Raw genomic sequence first — 16,451 nt, forward strand, 5'->3', positions numbered from 1 at the left:
ATCCAGAATACTCGAACATCTTGACAAAGCAACACATACAGATATAAAACAACATAAGTCAACATCAAGCCGGGAGGATCGGATGTACGCCGAAGAACGACAGCAGGCCATCGCCACGCTGGTCGGGCAACGGGGGCGGGTGTCGGTCACCGATCTGTCCGAGCAGTATGGCGTCACCACCGAAACCGTGCGACGCGATCTCGCGGCGCTCGATCGGATGGGGCTGATCCGACGGGTGCACGGCGGCGCGGTGCCCGCCGCCACACTGACCGCGATCGAACTCGGCACCGGCGAACGCGAACACAGCCACGCCGCGGAGAAGGACCGTATCGCCAAGGCGGCTTTGGAATTCCTTCCGCCGACCGGCGGCAGCGTCCTGTTCGACGCGGGGACCACGACCGCGCGCGTCGCCGCGCTACTGCCAACGGATCGAGAGCTCGTCGCGGTGACCAATTCGGTTCCGATCGCAGCACGGCTCAGCGGGCACGCCGCGGTGCGGTTGCATCTGCTCGGCGGGCGCGTCCGCGGCGTCACCCAGGCCGCCGTCGGACCCGAAACCCAGCGCATGCTCGGCGAGCTGCGCATTGACGTCGCGTTCATCGGGACCAACGCACTGACCGCAGGGCACGGTCTGTCCACGCCGGATATCGACGAGGCCGCGGTCAAACGGGTCATGGTCGCCAGTGCACACCGCGTAGTCGTCGTCGCCGACTCGAGCAAGGTGGGGCGGGAGGATCTCGTGCGATTCGCCGCCGTCGAGGATATCGATGCTCTGGTCACCGACACCGACCTGGTGCCATCGGTGCGCAACGAGCTCACCGAGTACGGCGTCGAGGTGGTCACCGCATGATCCTCACGCTGACCGCCAATCCCAGCATCGACCGCACCGTCACCCTGACCAGACCACTGCACCGCGGCGCGGTCCACCGCGCCGCCGCGGTGAGCTCGCATCCCGGTGGCAAAGGCGTCAACGTATCGCGGGTGGTCGCCGCGGCCGGCTATGCCACCGTTGCTGTGTTGCCCGGCAACGAAGGAGATCCCCTGCTCCGGGAACTCACCGACGCGGGCATCGCGTACCGCGCCGTGGCGACATCCGGCTCCGCGCGGACCAATCTCACTGTCGCAGAAGTCGACGGAACCACCACGAAGATCAATGAACCCGGGACCGCGCTGACCACTGCATGCACCGAGTCGCTGGCCGAGTCGCTCGACAGCCTCGCGAGCGCCGCGTCCTGGGTGGTGTTGTCGGGCTCGCTGCCCCCCGGGGTGCCTGCCGACTGGTACGTCGAGTTGCTCCGCAGGTTGCGCGGGATCCCGGTGGCGGTCGACGCCTCCGATGGCCCGCTGCGGGCGCTGGCCGCCGGATTCGGCTCGGCCGCACCGAGTTTGCTGAAACCGAACACCGACGAGCTGGCCCAGATCACCGGCGGCAACCCCGCCGACCTGGAGGATCCGATTGCGGCCGCCCGCGCCGGCGCGACCCTGGTCGACCGCGGTGTCGGTGCGGTACTCGCGACGCTCGGCAAGGCAGGTGCGGTTCTGGTGACCGCCGAGGGCGCCTGGTACGCGGCGGYGCCGCCCGTCACGCCGCGCAGCGCCGTCGGCGCGGGCGACTCGTCGCTGGCCGGCTATCTGCTCGCCGACATCGACGGCCTCGGACCAGCTGAGCGGTTGCGGCACGCCGTCGCGTACGGCAGCGCTGCCGCCGCGCTGCCCGGCACCGGCCTACCCGGCCCGCACGACATCGACCTCGACGCCGTTTCCGTGACGGCGCTGGATTCTCTGCACTACAGCTAGAAGGAGGCCACGGTGGCCGACTCGATCATCACTCAGGACCTGATCACCCTCGACGCCGATCTCGGCACCAGCAAAGAAGCGGTGATCGCCGCGCTCGCCGAACGCCTGGCCGGCGTCGGTCGCGCGGCCGACGCCACGGCACTACGCGAGGCCGCGCTGGCACGCGAATCGCAATCCGCGACCGGCCTTCCCGGCGGCATCGCGATTCCGCACTGCCGCGCCGAGACCGTCATCACGGCGTCGCTCGCGTTCGCCCGGCTCGCTCCGCCGGTCGATTTCGGCGCCCCGGACGGCCCTGCCGACCTCGTCTTCCTGATCGCGGCGCCGGAGGGGACCGGCGCCGAGCACATGAAGTTGCTGTCGAGTCTGGCTCGGGCACTCGTCAAACCAGAGTTTGTCGGCGACCTGCGCGCCGCGGCCACGCCCACCGACATCGTGGCCCTGGTCCAGGGCGTGCTCGGCGCGCCGAGTGCAGCGAAGGACGCGCAGCGCACACCGACCACCGCTGCCGCCCCGGCGAGCGCGGCCACGACGGCCGAGGGCGAGGAACAACGCACCGAGCGGGCGATCATAGCGGTCACCGCCTGCCCGACCGGTATCGCGCACACCTATATGGCCGCCGACTCCCTGGTCGCCGCGGGCAAGCGCGCCGGGGTGACGGTGCACGTGGAAACACAGGGTTCGAGCGGCAGCACTCCGCTCGGCCAGGCGACCATCGCGGCCGCCTCCGCGGTCATCTTCGCCACCGACGTCGGAGTGCGCGGGCGCGACCGATTCGCGGGCAAGCCTGTCGTGGAATCCGGGGTCAAACGAGCGATCAACGAACCCGATGGCATGATCGCCGATGCACTCCGCGCCGCGGACGATCCGGCCGCAGCGACCGTCGCCGATTCGGAAGCCGACGAAAAACCCTCCACCGCACCGGCTTCCGGCGCCATCGGATGGGGCACTCGGTTGCGGCAGATCCTGCTGACCGGCGTCAGCTACATGATTCCGTTCGTCGCGGCGGGCGGCCTGCTCATCGCGCTCGGCTTCCTGCTCGGCGGCTACGAGATCTCCGAGAAGGCCAAGTCCATCGTCCTGGACAACTCGCTCGGCGCGCTGCCCGACGGCGGCTTGGCCACCTACCTCGGCGCGGTCATGTTCCAGCTCGGCTCGCTCGCCTTCGGCTTCCTGGTCCCCGCACTGGCCGGCTACATCGCTTTCGCCATCGCCGACCGGCCCGGCCTCGCACCGGGTTTCACCGCCGGAGCGGTCGCGGTCTTCGTCGGCGCCGGGTTTCTCGGCGGTCTGGCGGGCGGAGTGATCGCCGGATTCGCGGCCCTGTGGATCGCGAAACTCGCTGTCCCGAAGTGGGCCAGGGGGCTGATGCCGGTCGTGGTGATCCCGCTGTTCGCGTCGCTGGTCGTCGGCGCGGTGATGTTCATCGTGCTCGGCAAACCACTCGCCGCCGTGACCAGCGGACTCACCAACTGGCTCAATGGCCTGTCCGGCACGTCGGCGGTCTTCCTCGGCGTCATCCTGGGGTTGATGATGTGCTTCGACCTCGGCGGACCGGTCAACAAGGCGGCCTACTCGTTCGCCGTCGCCGGTCTCAGCGTCACCGACACCGCCTCCCTGCGCATCATGGCCGCGGTCATGGCCGCGGGCATGGTGCCGCCGCTGGCCATGGCGCTGGCCACCACGATCAGGCCCGGCCTGTTCACCACCGCCGAACGCGAAAACGGCAAGGCCGCGTGGCTGCTCGGCGCGTCCTTCATCTCCGAAGGCGCGATCCCCTTCGCCGCCGCCGACCCGCTGCGCGTCATCCCGTCCATGATGGCGGGCGGCGCCGTGACCGGAGCGCTGGTCATGACCACCGGAACTACGCTGAGCGCACCGCACGGCGGCATCTTCGTCTTCTTCGCCGTGGGCCACCTGCTCTGGTTCCTCGCCGCACTGACCGCCGGAGCGGTCGTCGGAGCACTCTGCGTCACGGTGGCCAAAGAACTCGTCCGGGCTCGCCCCACCGCCTCCCCCGCAACCGTCACCGCTGTATAACCCGTCCTACAAGGAGTTCCACCATGGCACACGCGACCGTCGCAGTCGGCTCGTCCATCGGTCTGCACGCCCGCCCCGCCAACATCATCGCCGAAGCCGTCCAGGCAGCGGGCGTTCCCGTGACGCTGTCCGTCGTCGGCGGCGAGTCCGTCGACGCAGGTTCGGCGCTGATGATCATGACCCTCGGCGCCACTCAGGGCACCACGGTCGTGGTCACCAGCGACGACCAGGCCGTCTTGGACAAGGTCGCCGAACTGGTCGCCGCCGATCTCGACGCTTGAGCACACCGTCCCCGGTCGCTTCGTCGGTGGCCGTGCGGGCCGGGTTCGGCCGACAATGGTGAGATGACGGCGCGGCGTACCGAGCATGTGGCCGCCGATTCGGTGGCCACACGACGGGCAGCGCTGCCCGCGCGATCGGACGCACGCTCCCGGACGGACCCGGTCTGGTATGCCGCCTACGGTTCGAACATGAACCTGATGCGGTTGCGCACCTATCTGCGCGGCGGCAGGCCCGAAGGCGGAGCACTGACCCTGCCCGGCTGCCGCGACCCAGCCGATCCGGTCCGCTCGGTGCCCTTACTGCTCCCTGGCCTGTTGTACTTCGCCACCGAATCGCTGACCTGGACCGGTGGCCGAGCCTTCTACGACCCGGCCGGCCGGAGCGAGATCGCCGTGCACGCCCACCTCGTCACCGCCGCCCAGTTCTCCGACATCGTGGCCCAGGAGATGTACCGCGCCCCCGGTGCCGACCTGGACCTGTTCGAGGTGATCGAAAGTGGCACAACGACACTCGGTCCCGGCCGGTACGAAACATTGGTCCGCGCCGGAATGCACGAAAGCCACCCCGTCCTGACCTTCACCGCGCCCTGGCGCTACCGCGACCTGCCCGGCAATCCGCCCTCCCCCGCCTACCTCCGGCACCTCGCCACCGGCCTGTCCGCCGCACATCACTGGAGCACCGCGACCACCGCGGCCTACCTCGCGACCCGCCCCGGCGCGGACCGCCGATGGACACCCGACTCCGTCGATGCGCTGCTCCGCGCAGGTTTGTAGGGCTGGAGCCTTGCATCGAGCCGGCCAGGCAACACGTCCGAGTCCATGCGCGACGGCGTCGACGCGGGCCTTGCCGTAGGTGGCGAGTGGCCGGAGCGCCGCGCGCCGAATGCCTGGGTCGATGCCGGCGCCATCAGCACATTCCTCGACGCACTGACGTCGGTGTGTCGCGCAGCTACGCCGACTGGCTGCGAGACCGCGGTTCACAGGCCGGCGACGAGAGCGGCGCTCTCGCGGGCGCAACCGTAGCCGATGGTGATGCCGGAACCACCATGGCCGTAATTGTGGATCACGGGGATGCCGGGCAGCGCGGAGGTATCGAGTTCGAGCCGGACTTCGCTGCGGCCGGGGCGCAGACCAACGAGGGTTTCCAGAACCCGACTGTCGGCCAGGGCGGGGGCCAGATCGCGGCAGCGCGCCAGAATCGACCGGGTCAATTCGGCATTCGGAGTGGTGTCCCACTCGCCGAGGTCCAGAGAGCCGCCGAGAACGCAGTCGTTCGCGCGCGGGTGAACATAGGCGCGACCGAGCGGGTGGGCTTCGTCGCGCAGCGACATCGACAGTCCCGGGTTCGCGACGCGCACGATCTGGCCGCGGATCGGATACACCTCGAGGTCGTCGACGAGTTCGGCGGCGCGCAGTCCCGCGCAGTTGATCACCACGTCCGGGCACAGGTCGTCGAGGTCGTCGAGCCGGTGAATCGTGCGCAACACCCACCGCGCCCCGGCCGCGTCCACCTGGTCGCACAGATACGGCAGGTAGGTCGGCATCTCAACCAGCGGAACGGCGAACCGGAAGCCGAAGGAATAGCCCTGCGGCAATTCAGCCTGGTCGGCGGCGCGGAACGAGCGGACCGAACGCGACCACGCGGGAATCGCGGGCTCGCCGCGGTAGAGCGCCGTCGACTCGCACATCCGCACGCCAGGCGTGCCCGCCGCAGCCAAGGCCGCCAAGTACTCGAATGTCGTTTCGCTCCAAGCTCGAACGCGCTCGACCGGGCCCGCCGCGGTCGGAAACCAGACGGCGGCGGCCAGGAAAGAGGTGGTCGCGGTGATCGGCTCGGCGCTGACAATCGTGACGTCGTGCTTGGCACGCAGCAGTTCCGCCGCGGTGGAAAGACCCGAGATGCCCGAACCGAGGACGACGATCCGCATGCGACGAACCTATCGTCGGGGTCCGTGCGGCGGCATTTTCGCAGCACCGTCCGTGGGAGGCCGTCGCGACTCCCGATCGCCGGCACCAGTCTTCGCCCACGCGACGCCGTCCGAACCCGACCGAACGCGGCGATCCCGCGGGTGATCGGGCAGCATCCGAGCGGCGATCTCGCGCCGCAACCACCGACTAGCGACGGAAACCTTGGGTATCCCGCCAGCATGGACGCTGGGCGCGCGACCGTCGGTGTGGAAGAGGAGTTCCTGTTGGCCGATCCGGTCACCGGAGCGCCGGTCGCAAAGAACGTCGAAGTGGCTCGGACGGCAAAAGAGATCGGCATCGACCTGCAACTCGAGCTGACGCGCTGCCAGCTGGAGACCAACACCGCGGTGCATACCGACATCGCCGCGCTCCACGGGGAGCTGCGCCAGCTGCGACGCACCATCGCCTCCTGTGCCGAGCAGAACGACGCGCGCCTGCTCGCGGTGGGCGTCCCGCCGACGGCACCGAACGAGGTCCCGGTCACCAACACGCCACGCTATCAGCGCATCGCCGACAACTTCGGCATGCTCGGACACGAGCAGGGGCTGTCGGGGTGCCACATTCACGTCGGCATCCCCGATCGTGAGACGGCGGTGCAAGTCGGCAACTATCTGCGGCCGTGGCTGCCGCTGCTGCTGGCGCTCACAGCCAACTCGGCGCTCTACCGCGGCGTCGAGACCGGCTACGCCAGTTGGCGCAGCATCCTGTGGCGACGGTGGCCGAGCGCGGGACCGCCACCGTACTTCGCGTCCGCGCGCGACTACGACGCCATGGTCCAGATGATGCTCAGCAGCGGAACCATCCTGGACCGAAAGATGGTCTATTGGGACGTCCGCCCGTCGATCTCGTTCCCGACCGTCGAAGTGCGGGTGAGCGATATCCCCGCCACCGTCGAGGAGACCGCGCTGCTGGCCGCGCTGGTGCGCGCGACAGTGGTGATGGCACGGAAGTCCTTGGCTGCCGGTCGGATCGCGCCCGCGGTTCCGGCCGAGGTACTGCGGGCGGCGTACTGGAAAGCCGCGCACTCAGGACTCGCCGGGGAGGGAGTCGACCCGTACGACTGCCACCTGGAGCCCATCCGCACCTTGCTGGGCAAGCTGATCGACCACGCCGCTCCCGCCCTCGAGGAAGCGGGCGACCGCCAGTTCGTGGACGAGGCGTTCGCCGCCGTCCTGGCCCGCGGCAACGGTGCGCACCGTCAGCTCGCGGCGTTCCACGCCCACGGCGACGTGGGTGACGTCGTCCGTGAGGTGACGCGCGCGACCCTCGAAGGGTGCCGGTAGTCGCCCCTGGCGCACCGTTCGTGTCGGTCCGGTCCGCCGAGAGCGACCGCGGCGAGCCGCGCCGAGGCGCTCACGGTGAGCATGCCCCCGCCGGGCAGCGGGCATGGGATCTCGAATCCGATTGCACCAGTGGCTGTTCCGCGTCGATTCACTCGGCATGGCCGCCGATGGTCCGCTCGGCGATCACGACGGCCCCGGCCCCGACTGCGGCAACCACGGCGGCGACGACAGCGAGCCGGGCCAGCCGCGGTACCCGACCGACCACCGCCCCGCCGCACCGTTCGCGCCGTGCGTGGCCCGTCGATTGGTCGAGCGCCTGCAGGACCTTCGACTCCAGCGTCGGCGGCGGATTCAGCGCGGCGGGCACACTCAGCGCCGTCAGTGTTTCCCTGGTTCGGTGCACGGTGTCGGCGAAGGCTGTTGCGGTGACGGAATCGGCCTTCGCCACACGGTTTTCGATGCTGCGGCGTTCGATCTCGGCTACCGCGTCCATCGCGTAGGGATAGGCCAGGTCGAGCAGGTCCGCTTGGGGCTGCCCGGTCTCGGTCATTGCTGATCACTTCCGGTAAGACAGGTCCGGAGTTGTGTGAGCCGGTCCCGGACATGGCTTTCGGCAATAGGTGCAGGGACGGTCGGCGACCTCGCCGCAGGTTCGATCGTTCGCCTGGCCGCCCGAAAATCCAGTGGACGACCGCATGACCGAAGTCGGCCGACGCGTTCGCCTCCCCCGCTCCGTACGCGCCGACCAGGTCGATCGCTCGACGGGCCGCGACCACATCGGCCCTCCGGACGGACTGGGCACACCCCCCGCGCCGACTCGCCCGCACCAGCGCGCAGACGGATCGGCGAGAACTCCGAATCAACCTGCATGATTGGATTTCGCGACGAGCCACCCGGCGGATTGGCGCATCGCCACATTCCATCCAATTGGTGTCTGCCGCCAGCGGCGCGGGCACTCTACCGGCCAGGTAGATCGTCTCGGATCGGCGGACTACACGCCGCCGACGATCTCCGGGGCATTTCCGACCGTAGAAGAGCACCGCACCGCCCGCGCTGGATGCTCCCGTGCTCACACACGGACGCGTCGGCGCGATAGGTGGAACGATTTGGTAGACAAGGGTTTTCGTGGACATCGCAGAGTTGTCCGGAAGCGACCGCACCGCGGCAAGGCTCCAAAAAGACGTGCAGGAACAGTTCGGTGAAGAGCCTATCGCGGGGCCGCAATCGCAGAACCCGCAGCATCCCGCTCGACCACCTTCTGCCGGGTGCCCATGCGGCAGGGTTGGAGATCGCGCTACTACCTCATCGGCTCCCACACTGGCTCGGCGATGGACAGGATTTTCGCGCTGACGGCACCTGGCAATGCGATCCCCATGGCGAGCGGCGCCACCGCGACGCGTGCAGGCAACTACCAGTTTCGGTCGGCAGACGGCACTTTCGTCGCGAATGAGTGCCCACGTCGCTCGGCTGGTGTGGTATCGCGGTGTGTGCTTACTCCGGGGCTGATGGGGTAGGTTGGCCGCAGAACACGTACTCTCTGCGCCGTGCCCAGTGCGCCAGAGGTTCGACACGCACCGGAGGCAGAAGTGGCGCATGGCGGCCCGACGAGCGGGAGCAAACCCGAGTGTCCCGCCCATGTGCTGCCGTCGGTTTCCAGTCCCAGCACCGAATGGCGCGCCGCTCGCACGGGAGGTGGACTGTGAGTGCCGACAACATGCCCCGTGCACTGGAGGTCCAGGTCCGTTCGGCGGACGACATCGTGATCGTCACCGTGCACGGCGAGATCGATATGGCATCCGCGCCGCACCTGCAGTCGGCGCTCGAAGAGGTCCTGCGTGCGGCGCCACCCACCGTCGTCGTGGATATGTCGAACGTCGGATTCCTCGGCTCGGCTGGTCTGAGCGTCCTGGTCGCCGCGTCGGCGGCGACCGGTTCCGGTGGGCTGCGGGTCGTGCCCAGCGTCGCGGCGCGACGTCCGATCGAGGTAACCGCGCTGGACCGGCTGCTCACCATTTTCGACACTGTGGAGGCAGCACTGGCGGCCGACGAGCCGCAGTCGTGAACTGAGCAAGGGCCCCTCGAGCGGTTCCAGCGTCATGTCCACGTAGTCGACGAAGCTCCTTCGTCCGCGTGGATGTGGTCGTCGGCGGACATGTCCAGGATGAACCAGAGCCGCGTGCTTTCGGTGCAGGAAGGATCGATCCAGATCCGGCCGCCGGACAACCCCACACACCAACGCCAGCACCTCGACCACTTCCCGCACCAGATCATCGGTCCCCACGGTTTCGCCGGCAATGGTCGAACGGCGGAGCGCATGCCTGAGCTACGGGCCCGTCCACCCGGCATCTTCGGCGGCATTACGGACTCCGACCTGCGGCGATGAGGCAGACAGCCGGTGCGTGCGCACCCCGCGTGGTTTCAGGCGAAAATCGCCGGGTATTTGCTCGGTCGTCGGCACCGTGTCGACGTCGATACACCGGGAGGAGGCCGTATGACAAAGACCCGCGAACACCGACTGGTGGGGGTGTCCGCGGCGGCGGCATTGGCGGATCTCGGATTCGCCTCGGTCGCGTCCGGGGTGATCGCACGGCGGCGGCCGGTGATGGGATTGCTCGAGCGCACCAGGGCCGATTCCCGGGCCATCGATCGTATGCGGCTGCTGCGTCGCGAATTCGGTTCCGGTCCGGTAGAACTCGTTGTACCGGGACGACGGATCGTCGTGGTCCTCGACCCGGGTGACGTCGGCCGGGTGCTTGCCGACTCGCCGACGCCGTTTCACCCGGCCAATCGGGAGAAGCGTGCCGCGCTGCGTCAATTCCAGCCACACGGTGTCCTATTGTCCGACGGCCCGATTCGTGCACAGCGCCGAGCGCTCAACGAGGCCGCGCTGGACGCGGCCGAGCCGCTGCATCGACTCGCGGGGCCCTTCGCCGCGGTCGTCGCGGACGAGGCGCGCGAGATCGTCGTGTCCGCGCTGCACCGCGGGCACCTGGACGCGTCGGAGTTCACGGTGCACTGGTGGCGACTGGTGCGACGGCTGGTACTCGGCGACCGGGGCCGCGACGACAGCACACTGACCGACGAACTCTGGCGACTGCGCTCGGCGGGCAACTGGTCGTTTCTGGCACCTGCGCACCGCAGGCAGCGCGACCTGTTCACCAATCGCCTGTACCGCTATGTCGAGTCCGCCCAACCCGACAGTCTGGCCGGTGCGCTGGCCGATATCCCCGCCGGAGGCGCCACAGACCCCGTCGGGCAGATTCCGCATTGGTTGTTCGCGTTCGATGCCGCGGGGATGGCGCTGAGCCGAGCGCTTGCGGTGCTGACCACCCATCCCCGGCAGCACGCTCGCGCGTTGGCCGACGCCGCCGATCCTGATCGCCTGGACCTGCGGAACTACCTGCGGGCCTGCGTGCTCGAGTCGGTGCGGCTGTGGCCGACCACGCCGACGATCCTGCGCGACATCACCACCGACACGCAGTGGCGCGACGGCGACGAACGCTTCACCATCACGGCGGGCGCCGCGCTGATGATCGCGGTCCCGGCCTTCCATCGGGATCCCGACCTGCTTCCGTTCGCCGACGAGTTCGTTCCGGACATCTGGCTCGACGGCCGCGCGGAGCAGTATCCGCAACTGGTGCCGTTCAGCGCGGGCCCGGCCGACTGCCCCGGCCGCAACCTCGTCCTGTTCGTCACGAGCACGCTGCTCGCGCACTTGCTGACCGCGGCCGAATTCCGACTGCGGTCCACGCCGCAGCCGGACCCGACCGCTCCGCTGCCGGTGACGTTGAACAACTTCGGGCTCGACTTCGCAGTCGAGCCGTGCATGACACAGACGCGGTAGCAGCTGCGAGCCATCCGATACGGCTGTCGACCGCGGAAGCAATACTTTCCTGGTCTTGGACGCGCCCCCGCTCGCCGAACACCTGATGGTCACCGCGGCGCGATTTCGGCGCGCAGCGGGGCTCGGATGACAAGCCGCACAGTACAATTCGGTGACGCAGAGAACCGGCCGCGCTCGGAAGTTGCGCGCCGATCACGGCCGATTCGCCGCCGATGACCTTCGTTCAGCGCCCTACTACTGGTTGGCGCCCGCGATACCGCCGATGATGCCACCGATCACGCAGCCGGGCAGGAACCCGACGATGAAGAAGAGGAGACCGATCAGCGCGCCGACGGCGCAGCCGATCAACACACCCGCCACGGTGGTGCCCGCATCACCGATGAACTGTGGCGCACCCGGTTCCGGGACGGCGGCTCCGACCGGCGTCAACGTCAACGTGGTCGCGGCCGCGTCGACTTCCGGCACCACCCGGACCTGCTGACCGGCCACGGTCTGCAGGGTGGTCGGCACAGTCGCGACCATCGCGCCGTCCGGCGCGAGCACCGCCACCTCCGCGTCCGGCGTCAAGCCGAACGTGCCGGAGGCCAGCGTGACGGTCGCACTCGACCGGTCGGGTGCGACGGCCGCCGTGTAGGCGACACCGCGGTCGACGCCGCTGATCACTTGCTCGGACACCCCGGCTTGACCGTGGGCGGTGGCCGCGGTGACTCCGGTGGCGGCAATGGTCAGCAGCGTGGTCGCTACCAATTTCTTGATCCTCATGAGACTTTCCCAATCATCCAACCGATACGAATGTGGCGTTTCCCGGAAATGGCCATGAAACATCACTAATCATGCGCTCCCGACATGACGATGTCGAGAGCTGTGGATAATCGAATTGCCTTGCAAGATCATATATTTCGATATACCCCGAAACTGGGGGGTTGATTTTTCGGATTATTCCAATTCCCCTTCGGTCTCCAGATAGACCTGACGCAGCCGATCGAGGGTGGCCGGTTCGGGGTGCTCCCAGAGCTTGCGCTCGGCCGCCTCCAGCAGCCGCTCGGCGATACCGTGCAGCGCCCACGGGTTGGACTGCTCCATGAACTTGCGGTTCACGTCATCGAAAACATAGCTCTCCGACAGCTTCTCGTACATCCAGTCGGCGACGACATCGGTGGTGGCGTCATAGCCGAACAGGTAGTCGACGGTCGCCGCCATCTCGAAAGCGCCCTTGTAACCATGCCTTCGCATGGCCTCCAGCCAGCGCGGGTTCACCACGCGGGCACGGAACACTCGCGCGGTCTCCTCCGACAGCGTCCGCGTGCGCACCGCGTCGGGGCGCGTGCTGTCGCCGATATAGGCCTCGGGGTTCCTGCCGGTCAGCGCCCGCACGGTGGCGACCATGCCACCGTGGAACTGGAAGTAGTCGTCGGAGTCGGCGATGTCGTGCTCGCGGGTGTCGGTGTTCTTGGCGGCCACCGCGATACGCCGGTACGCGCCACGCATGTCTTCGGCGGCGGGCGCGCCGTCGAGATCGCGGCCGTAGGCGTAGCCGCCCCACGTGGTGTACACCTGCGCGAGGTCGTCGTCGGTGCGCCAGCTCTTCGAATCGATCAGCTGGAGCAGGCCCGCACCGTAGGTGCCGGGCTTGGAGCCGAAGATGCGGGTGGTTGCGCGTCGCCGGTCGCCGTGTTCGGCGAGGTCGGCGTCGGCGTGCGCACGCACGTAGTTCGATTCGGCGGGCTCATCCAGGTCTGCGACCAGGCGGACCGCGTCGTCCAGCAGGGCGAGCACATGCGGGAAGGCGTCGCGGAAGAAGCCGCTGATGCGCACGGTGACATCGATCCGGGGGCGGCCCAGTTCCGCGAGCGGTACCACCTCGAGTGTGGTGACCCGGCGGCTCGCCTCGTCCCAGACCGGTCGGACACCCAGCAGCGCGAGTACTTCGGCGATATCGTCGCCGGAGGTGCGCATGGCGGAGGTGCCCCACACCGACAAACCCACCGATCGCGGGTACTCGCCGTGGTCGGCTTTGTACCGGTCCAGCAGCGATTCCGCCATGGCCTGACCGGTTTCCCAGGCCAGGCGCGACGGCACAGCCTTGGGGTCGACCGAGTAGAAATTGCGTCCGGTCGGCAGCACGTTGATCAGGCCGCGCAGCGGAGAACCACTCGGGCCCGCCGGGATGAACCCGCCATCGAGCGCGTGCAGCACCCGCTCGATCTCCGCGCCGGTCTGGCGCAGGCGCGGCACCACCTCGGTGGCCGCGAACCGCAGCACCCGGCGGACCTCGGCGTTGTCGGCAATGCCGTCGACCGCGTCCGGCGACCAGTTCGAGGCCTGCAATGCCGAAACCAGTTCTCGGGCCAAGCCTTCGACAGCGTCGACGCGCTCGCGCGCCTCGGTTCCGGACTCGTCGAGGCCGAGCGCTTCACGGAGGCCGGGCACCGAACGCTCGCCGCCCCAGAGTTGACGGGCACGCAGCATTGCCAGCACCAGGTCGAGTTCGGCCTCTCCCGCAGGTGCCTGGCCGAGCACGTGCAAACCGTCGCGAATCTGCACGTCCTTGATCTCGCACAGCCAGCCGTCGACGTGCAGTAGCATGTCGTCGAAGGACTCCTCATCCGGGCGCTCCGTGAGGCCCAGATCGTGATCCATCTCTGCGGCGCGCATCAACGTCCAGATCTGCTGGCGGATGGCCGGGAGCTTGGCCGGGTCGAGGGCCGAGATATTGGCGTGCTCGTCGAGCAGCTGTTCCAGACGCGCGATGTCGCCATAGCTTTCGGCGCGGGCCATCGGCGGGATCAGGTGGTCGACCAGCGTGGCGTGCGCGCGCCGCTTGGCCTGGGTGCCCTCGCCGGGGTCGTTCACCAGGAACGGGTAGATCAGCGGCAGGTCGCCGAGCGCGGCGTCGGTGCCGCAGGAGGCCGACATGCCGAGCGTTTTGCCGGGCAGCCACTCCAGATTGCCGTGCTTGCCGAGGTGCACCATCGCGTCGGCGGCGAAACCCTCTGGCGCGCTGAGCCAGCGGTAGGCGGCGAGGTAGTGATGGCTCGGCGGCAGGTCGGGGTCGTGGTAGATGGCGACCGGATTCTCGCCGAAGCCGCGCGGCGGCTGCACCATCAGCACGATGTTGCCGAAACGCAGTGCCGCGATGACGATCTCACCATTCGGGTCGGACGAGCGGTCGACGTACAGCGCGCCGGGCGGCGGGCCCCACGCCTCGACGACGGCTTCGCGCAGATCCTCGGGAAGCGTGTCGAACCAGGCGGCATAGGTCGCCGCGCCGATGCGGATCGGATTGCCCGCCAGCTGTTCGGAGGTCAGCCAGTCCGGATCCTGTCCGCCCGCGGCGATGAGGGCATGGATGAGGGTGTCGCCGTCGCGATCGTCCAGGCCCGGGACCTCGCCGAGATCGCCGAGATCGTAACCGGCGGCGCGCATTTCGGTGAGCAGCCGGATCGCGCTGGCCGGGGTGTCCAGGCCGACAGCATTGCCGATGCGGGCATGCTTGGTCGGGTAGGCAGACAGCATGACGGCGACGCGCTTGCGCGCGGCAGGAATGTGGCGCAGGCGTGCGTAGCGCGTCGCGATACCCGCGACGCGGGCCGCGCGTTCGGGGTCGGGAACGTAGGTGGACAGGCCGTCGGCGTCGAATTCCTTGAACGAGAACGGGACCGTGATGATCCGGCCGTCGAACTCCGGTACCGCGACCTGTGTGGCGACATCCAGTGGCGACAGGCCGTCGTCGCTCGCCTCCCACTGGGCGCGGCCGCTGGTCAGACAGAGTCCCTGCAGGATGGGTACATCCAGATCAGCGAGCGCGCCGACATCCCACGCCTCGTCCTCGCCGCCGGCGGAGGCGGTGGCGGGCTTGCTTCCTCCCGCGGCCAGCACCGTGACCACCAGGGCGTCGGCCTGCCGGAGGGTGGCGAGGAGTTCCGGCTCGGCAGTACGCAGCGACGCGCAATACAGCGGCAGCGGGCGCGTTCCCGCGTGTTCGAGTGCGGCGCACAGGGCGTCGATGTAGGCGGTGTTGCCCGCGAGATGCTGTGCGCGGTAATAGATCACCGCGACCGTAGGCCCCTCGACCGGCGCCGCGGCACGGTCCAGTTCACCCCAGCTGGGCAGCTGGACCGGCGGCTCGAAGCCGTGCCCGGTGAGCAGCACGGTGTCGGACAAGAAGTTGTGCAGCTGACGCAGGTTCCCCGGGCCACCGGCGGCGAGGTAGTTGTGCGCATCGGCCGCGACGCCGCCAGGCACGGTCGAGCACTCCATCAGCTCGGCGTCCGGAGCGATCTCGCCGCCGAGCGCCACCATGGGAACGCCGCTGGCGCGCACCGCAGCCAGCCCGTCCTCCCACGCCCGCTTGCCGCCGAGGATGCGCACGATCACCAGATCGGCGCCGTCGAGCAGACCGGGCAGATCGTCGACCAGCAGGCGGGCAGGGTTGCCCCACCGGTAGTCGGCGCCGCTGGCGCGGGCACTCAGCAGATCCGTGTCGGATGTGGACAGCAACAAAATCACGGGTGGCAGCCTTCCTCGGGTGACGCGCCCATCGGGGGTTCGCTGCTCGCCGGAGAGGGTCTGGCTTTCTACAGTGGCGCGACCGCACCGGACTTCCACCGGTTTCCTCGTCGTCCGCCGAGCAAGCAGATGCTACCCGCCGCCCGCGTCGGGCTTGCCCGTGTGCCCGCGCCGCGCTGCTCCGTTCCGCTGCGCCCGGCGTCAGCGGCCCCGGAAGTCCCATGGCTGGCGGGCGTCGCTCATCAGACTCGCGGGATGGGGCGTTGCGGCGAATCAGGCCGACGTCAGGTCAAGTCGCCGTTCCCGTCGAGGACCTTGAGGTAATAGTGGAACCGGTTGATCCGCCACCCGTCCGGGGTGCGCACGGTGCCCAGCGAATAGCTGCCGACGAACGTGCGGGTTTTGCCGTTGGCCGCCGAGTTCTTCACGTGCACGGCGATCGCGTCGGCATGTACGATCGCGACGTCACCTCGCAGATCGATCAGGTGATTGCCGGACTGGTGGTGCACCTCGTCCAGCTCGGCGAGCCCGGTCCGCCAGTCCCCGACGATGTCGGCCGCAGGCCGCTCCCCGACCGGCCCGCCGAACCCGCCGTCGAAATCCACCGTGGGCGTGAGAACCTCCCCCAGCAACTCCTCCCACCGCCGCTGGTCGGTGTACACGAACAACTTTGTGATCACCTCGACGATATCGAGCCGGTCCGACACCGTGCCAATTTCAGACATTCGC

14 protein-coding genes and 1 riboswitch are annotated in these 16,451 nt (G+C 68.7%); of the genes, 9 read left to right on the forward strand and 5 right to left on the reverse strand.

Features of this window, described 5'->3' with window-relative positions:
- Positions 1–82: 82 nt before the first annotated feature.
- From AB4Z47_RS03655 to AB4Z47_RS03675, 5 genes are all read left to right on the forward strand, one after another.
- Positions 83–850, forward strand: coding sequence for a DeoR/GlpR family DNA-binding transcription regulator (locus tag AB4Z47_RS03655; protein ID WP_441947789.1), 768 nt, complete (start codon positions 83–85; stop codon positions 848–850).
- The gene (locus AB4Z47_RS03660) at positions 847–1,797 is read left to right on the forward strand and encodes a 1-phosphofructokinase family hexose kinase (RefSeq protein ID WP_441947790.1); all 951 of its coding nucleotides are present in this window, start codon (positions 847–849) and stop codon (positions 1,795–1,797) included. The genes AB4Z47_RS03655 and AB4Z47_RS03660 overlap by 4 nt, the downstream gene beginning before the upstream one ends.
- A 12-nt stretch (positions 1,798–1,809) precedes the next feature.
- On the forward strand, positions 1,810–3,837 hold the full coding sequence (locus AB4Z47_RS03665; protein WP_441947792.1) for a PTS fructose transporter subunit IIABC: 2,028 nt from the start codon (positions 1,810–1,812) through the stop codon (positions 3,835–3,837).
- Positions 3,838–3,860: 23 nt separating this feature from the next.
- Positions 3,861–4,118, forward strand: a complete 258-nt coding sequence (locus AB4Z47_RS03670) for an HPr family phosphocarrier protein (protein WP_441947793.1) — start codon at positions 3,861–3,863, stop codon at positions 4,116–4,118.
- A gap of 63 nt (positions 4,119–4,181) precedes the next feature.
- Positions 4,182–4,892: a histone deacetylase gene (locus AB4Z47_RS03675; protein ID WP_441947795.1), complete on the forward strand. Its 711-nt coding sequence runs from the start codon at positions 4,182–4,184 to the stop codon at positions 4,890–4,892.
- Positions 4,893–5,095: 203 nt separating this feature from the next.
- On the opposite strand, the gene AB4Z47_RS03680 is transcribed toward AB4Z47_RS03675, so the two are convergent.
- Positions 5,096–6,046 (reverse strand): FAD-dependent oxidoreductase, encoded by a 951-nt coding sequence (locus AB4Z47_RS03680; protein ID WP_441947797.1) that lies wholly within the window; start codon positions 6,044–6,046, stop codon positions 5,096–5,098.
- 219 nt (positions 6,047–6,265) lie between these two features.
- On the opposite strand from AB4Z47_RS03680, the gene AB4Z47_RS03685 reads away from it, so the two are divergent.
- Complete coding sequence (locus AB4Z47_RS03685; protein ID WP_441947799.1) at positions 6,266–7,369, forward strand: carboxylate-amine ligase; 1,104 nt, start codon at positions 6,266–6,268, stop codon at positions 7,367–7,369.
- Positions 7,370–7,517: 148 nt separating this feature from the next.
- Here AB4Z47_RS03685 and AB4Z47_RS03690 read toward each other — a convergent pair whose 3' ends face one another.
- On the reverse strand, positions 7,518–7,919 hold the full coding sequence (locus AB4Z47_RS03690; protein WP_441947800.1) for an RskA family anti-sigma factor: 402 nt from the start codon (positions 7,917–7,919) through the stop codon (positions 7,518–7,520).
- Positions 7,920–9,068: 1,149 nt separating this feature from the next.
- Between AB4Z47_RS03690 and AB4Z47_RS03695 the strand changes: the two genes are divergently transcribed.
- The 3 genes from AB4Z47_RS03695 to AB4Z47_RS03705 all read left to right on the forward strand — a co-directional run bounded on the left by AB4Z47_RS03695 (position 9,069) and on the right by AB4Z47_RS03705 (position 11,213).
- Positions 9,069–9,431 carry an STAS domain-containing protein gene (locus tag AB4Z47_RS03695; RefSeq protein WP_441947801.1) on the forward strand — a complete coding sequence of 121 codons (363 nt, stop codon included), beginning with the start codon at positions 9,069–9,071 and terminating at the stop codon, positions 9,429–9,431.
- Between the two features lie 99 nt (positions 9,432–9,530).
- Positions 9,531–9,752 carry a hypothetical protein gene (locus AB4Z47_RS03700; protein ID WP_441947803.1) on the forward strand — a complete coding sequence of 74 codons (222 nt, stop codon included), beginning with the start codon at positions 9,531–9,533 and terminating at the stop codon, positions 9,750–9,752.
- Positions 9,753–9,860: 108 nt separating this feature from the next.
- Positions 9,861–11,213, forward strand: coding sequence for a cytochrome P450 (locus AB4Z47_RS03705; RefSeq protein WP_441947804.1), 1,353 nt, complete (start codon positions 9,861–9,863; stop codon positions 11,211–11,213).
- A gap of 234 nt (positions 11,214–11,447) precedes the next feature.
- Here AB4Z47_RS03705 and AB4Z47_RS03710 read toward each other — a convergent pair whose 3' ends face one another.
- The 3 genes from AB4Z47_RS03710 to AB4Z47_RS03720 form a co-directional block, all read right to left on the reverse strand.
- Positions 11,448–11,975 carry a hypothetical protein gene (locus AB4Z47_RS03710; protein ID WP_441947806.1) on the reverse strand — a complete coding sequence of 176 codons (528 nt, stop codon included), beginning with the start codon at positions 11,973–11,975 and terminating at the stop codon, positions 11,448–11,450.
- 174 nt (positions 11,976–12,149) lie between these two features.
- Positions 12,150–15,722: a cobaltochelatase subunit CobN gene (gene cobN / locus AB4Z47_RS03715; protein WP_441947807.1), complete on the reverse strand. Its 3,573-nt coding sequence runs from the start codon at positions 15,720–15,722 to the stop codon at positions 12,150–12,152.
- 34 nt (positions 15,723–15,756) lie between these two features.
- Positions 15,757–15,856: riboswitch (cobalamin riboswitch) on the reverse strand.
- 150 nt (positions 15,857–16,006) lie between these two features.
- Positions 16,007–16,447 carry a nuclear transport factor 2 family protein gene (locus AB4Z47_RS03720; RefSeq protein ID WP_441947808.1) on the reverse strand — a complete coding sequence of 147 codons (441 nt, stop codon included), beginning with the start codon at positions 16,445–16,447 and terminating at the stop codon, positions 16,007–16,009.
- Between the last annotated feature and the right edge of the window lie 4 nt (positions 16,448–16,451).

It is taken from the genome of Nocardia sp. 2TAF39 (assembly GCF_052114905.1).
Classification (GTDB): Bacteria; Actinomycetota; Actinomycetes; order Mycobacteriales; family Mycobacteriaceae; genus Nocardia.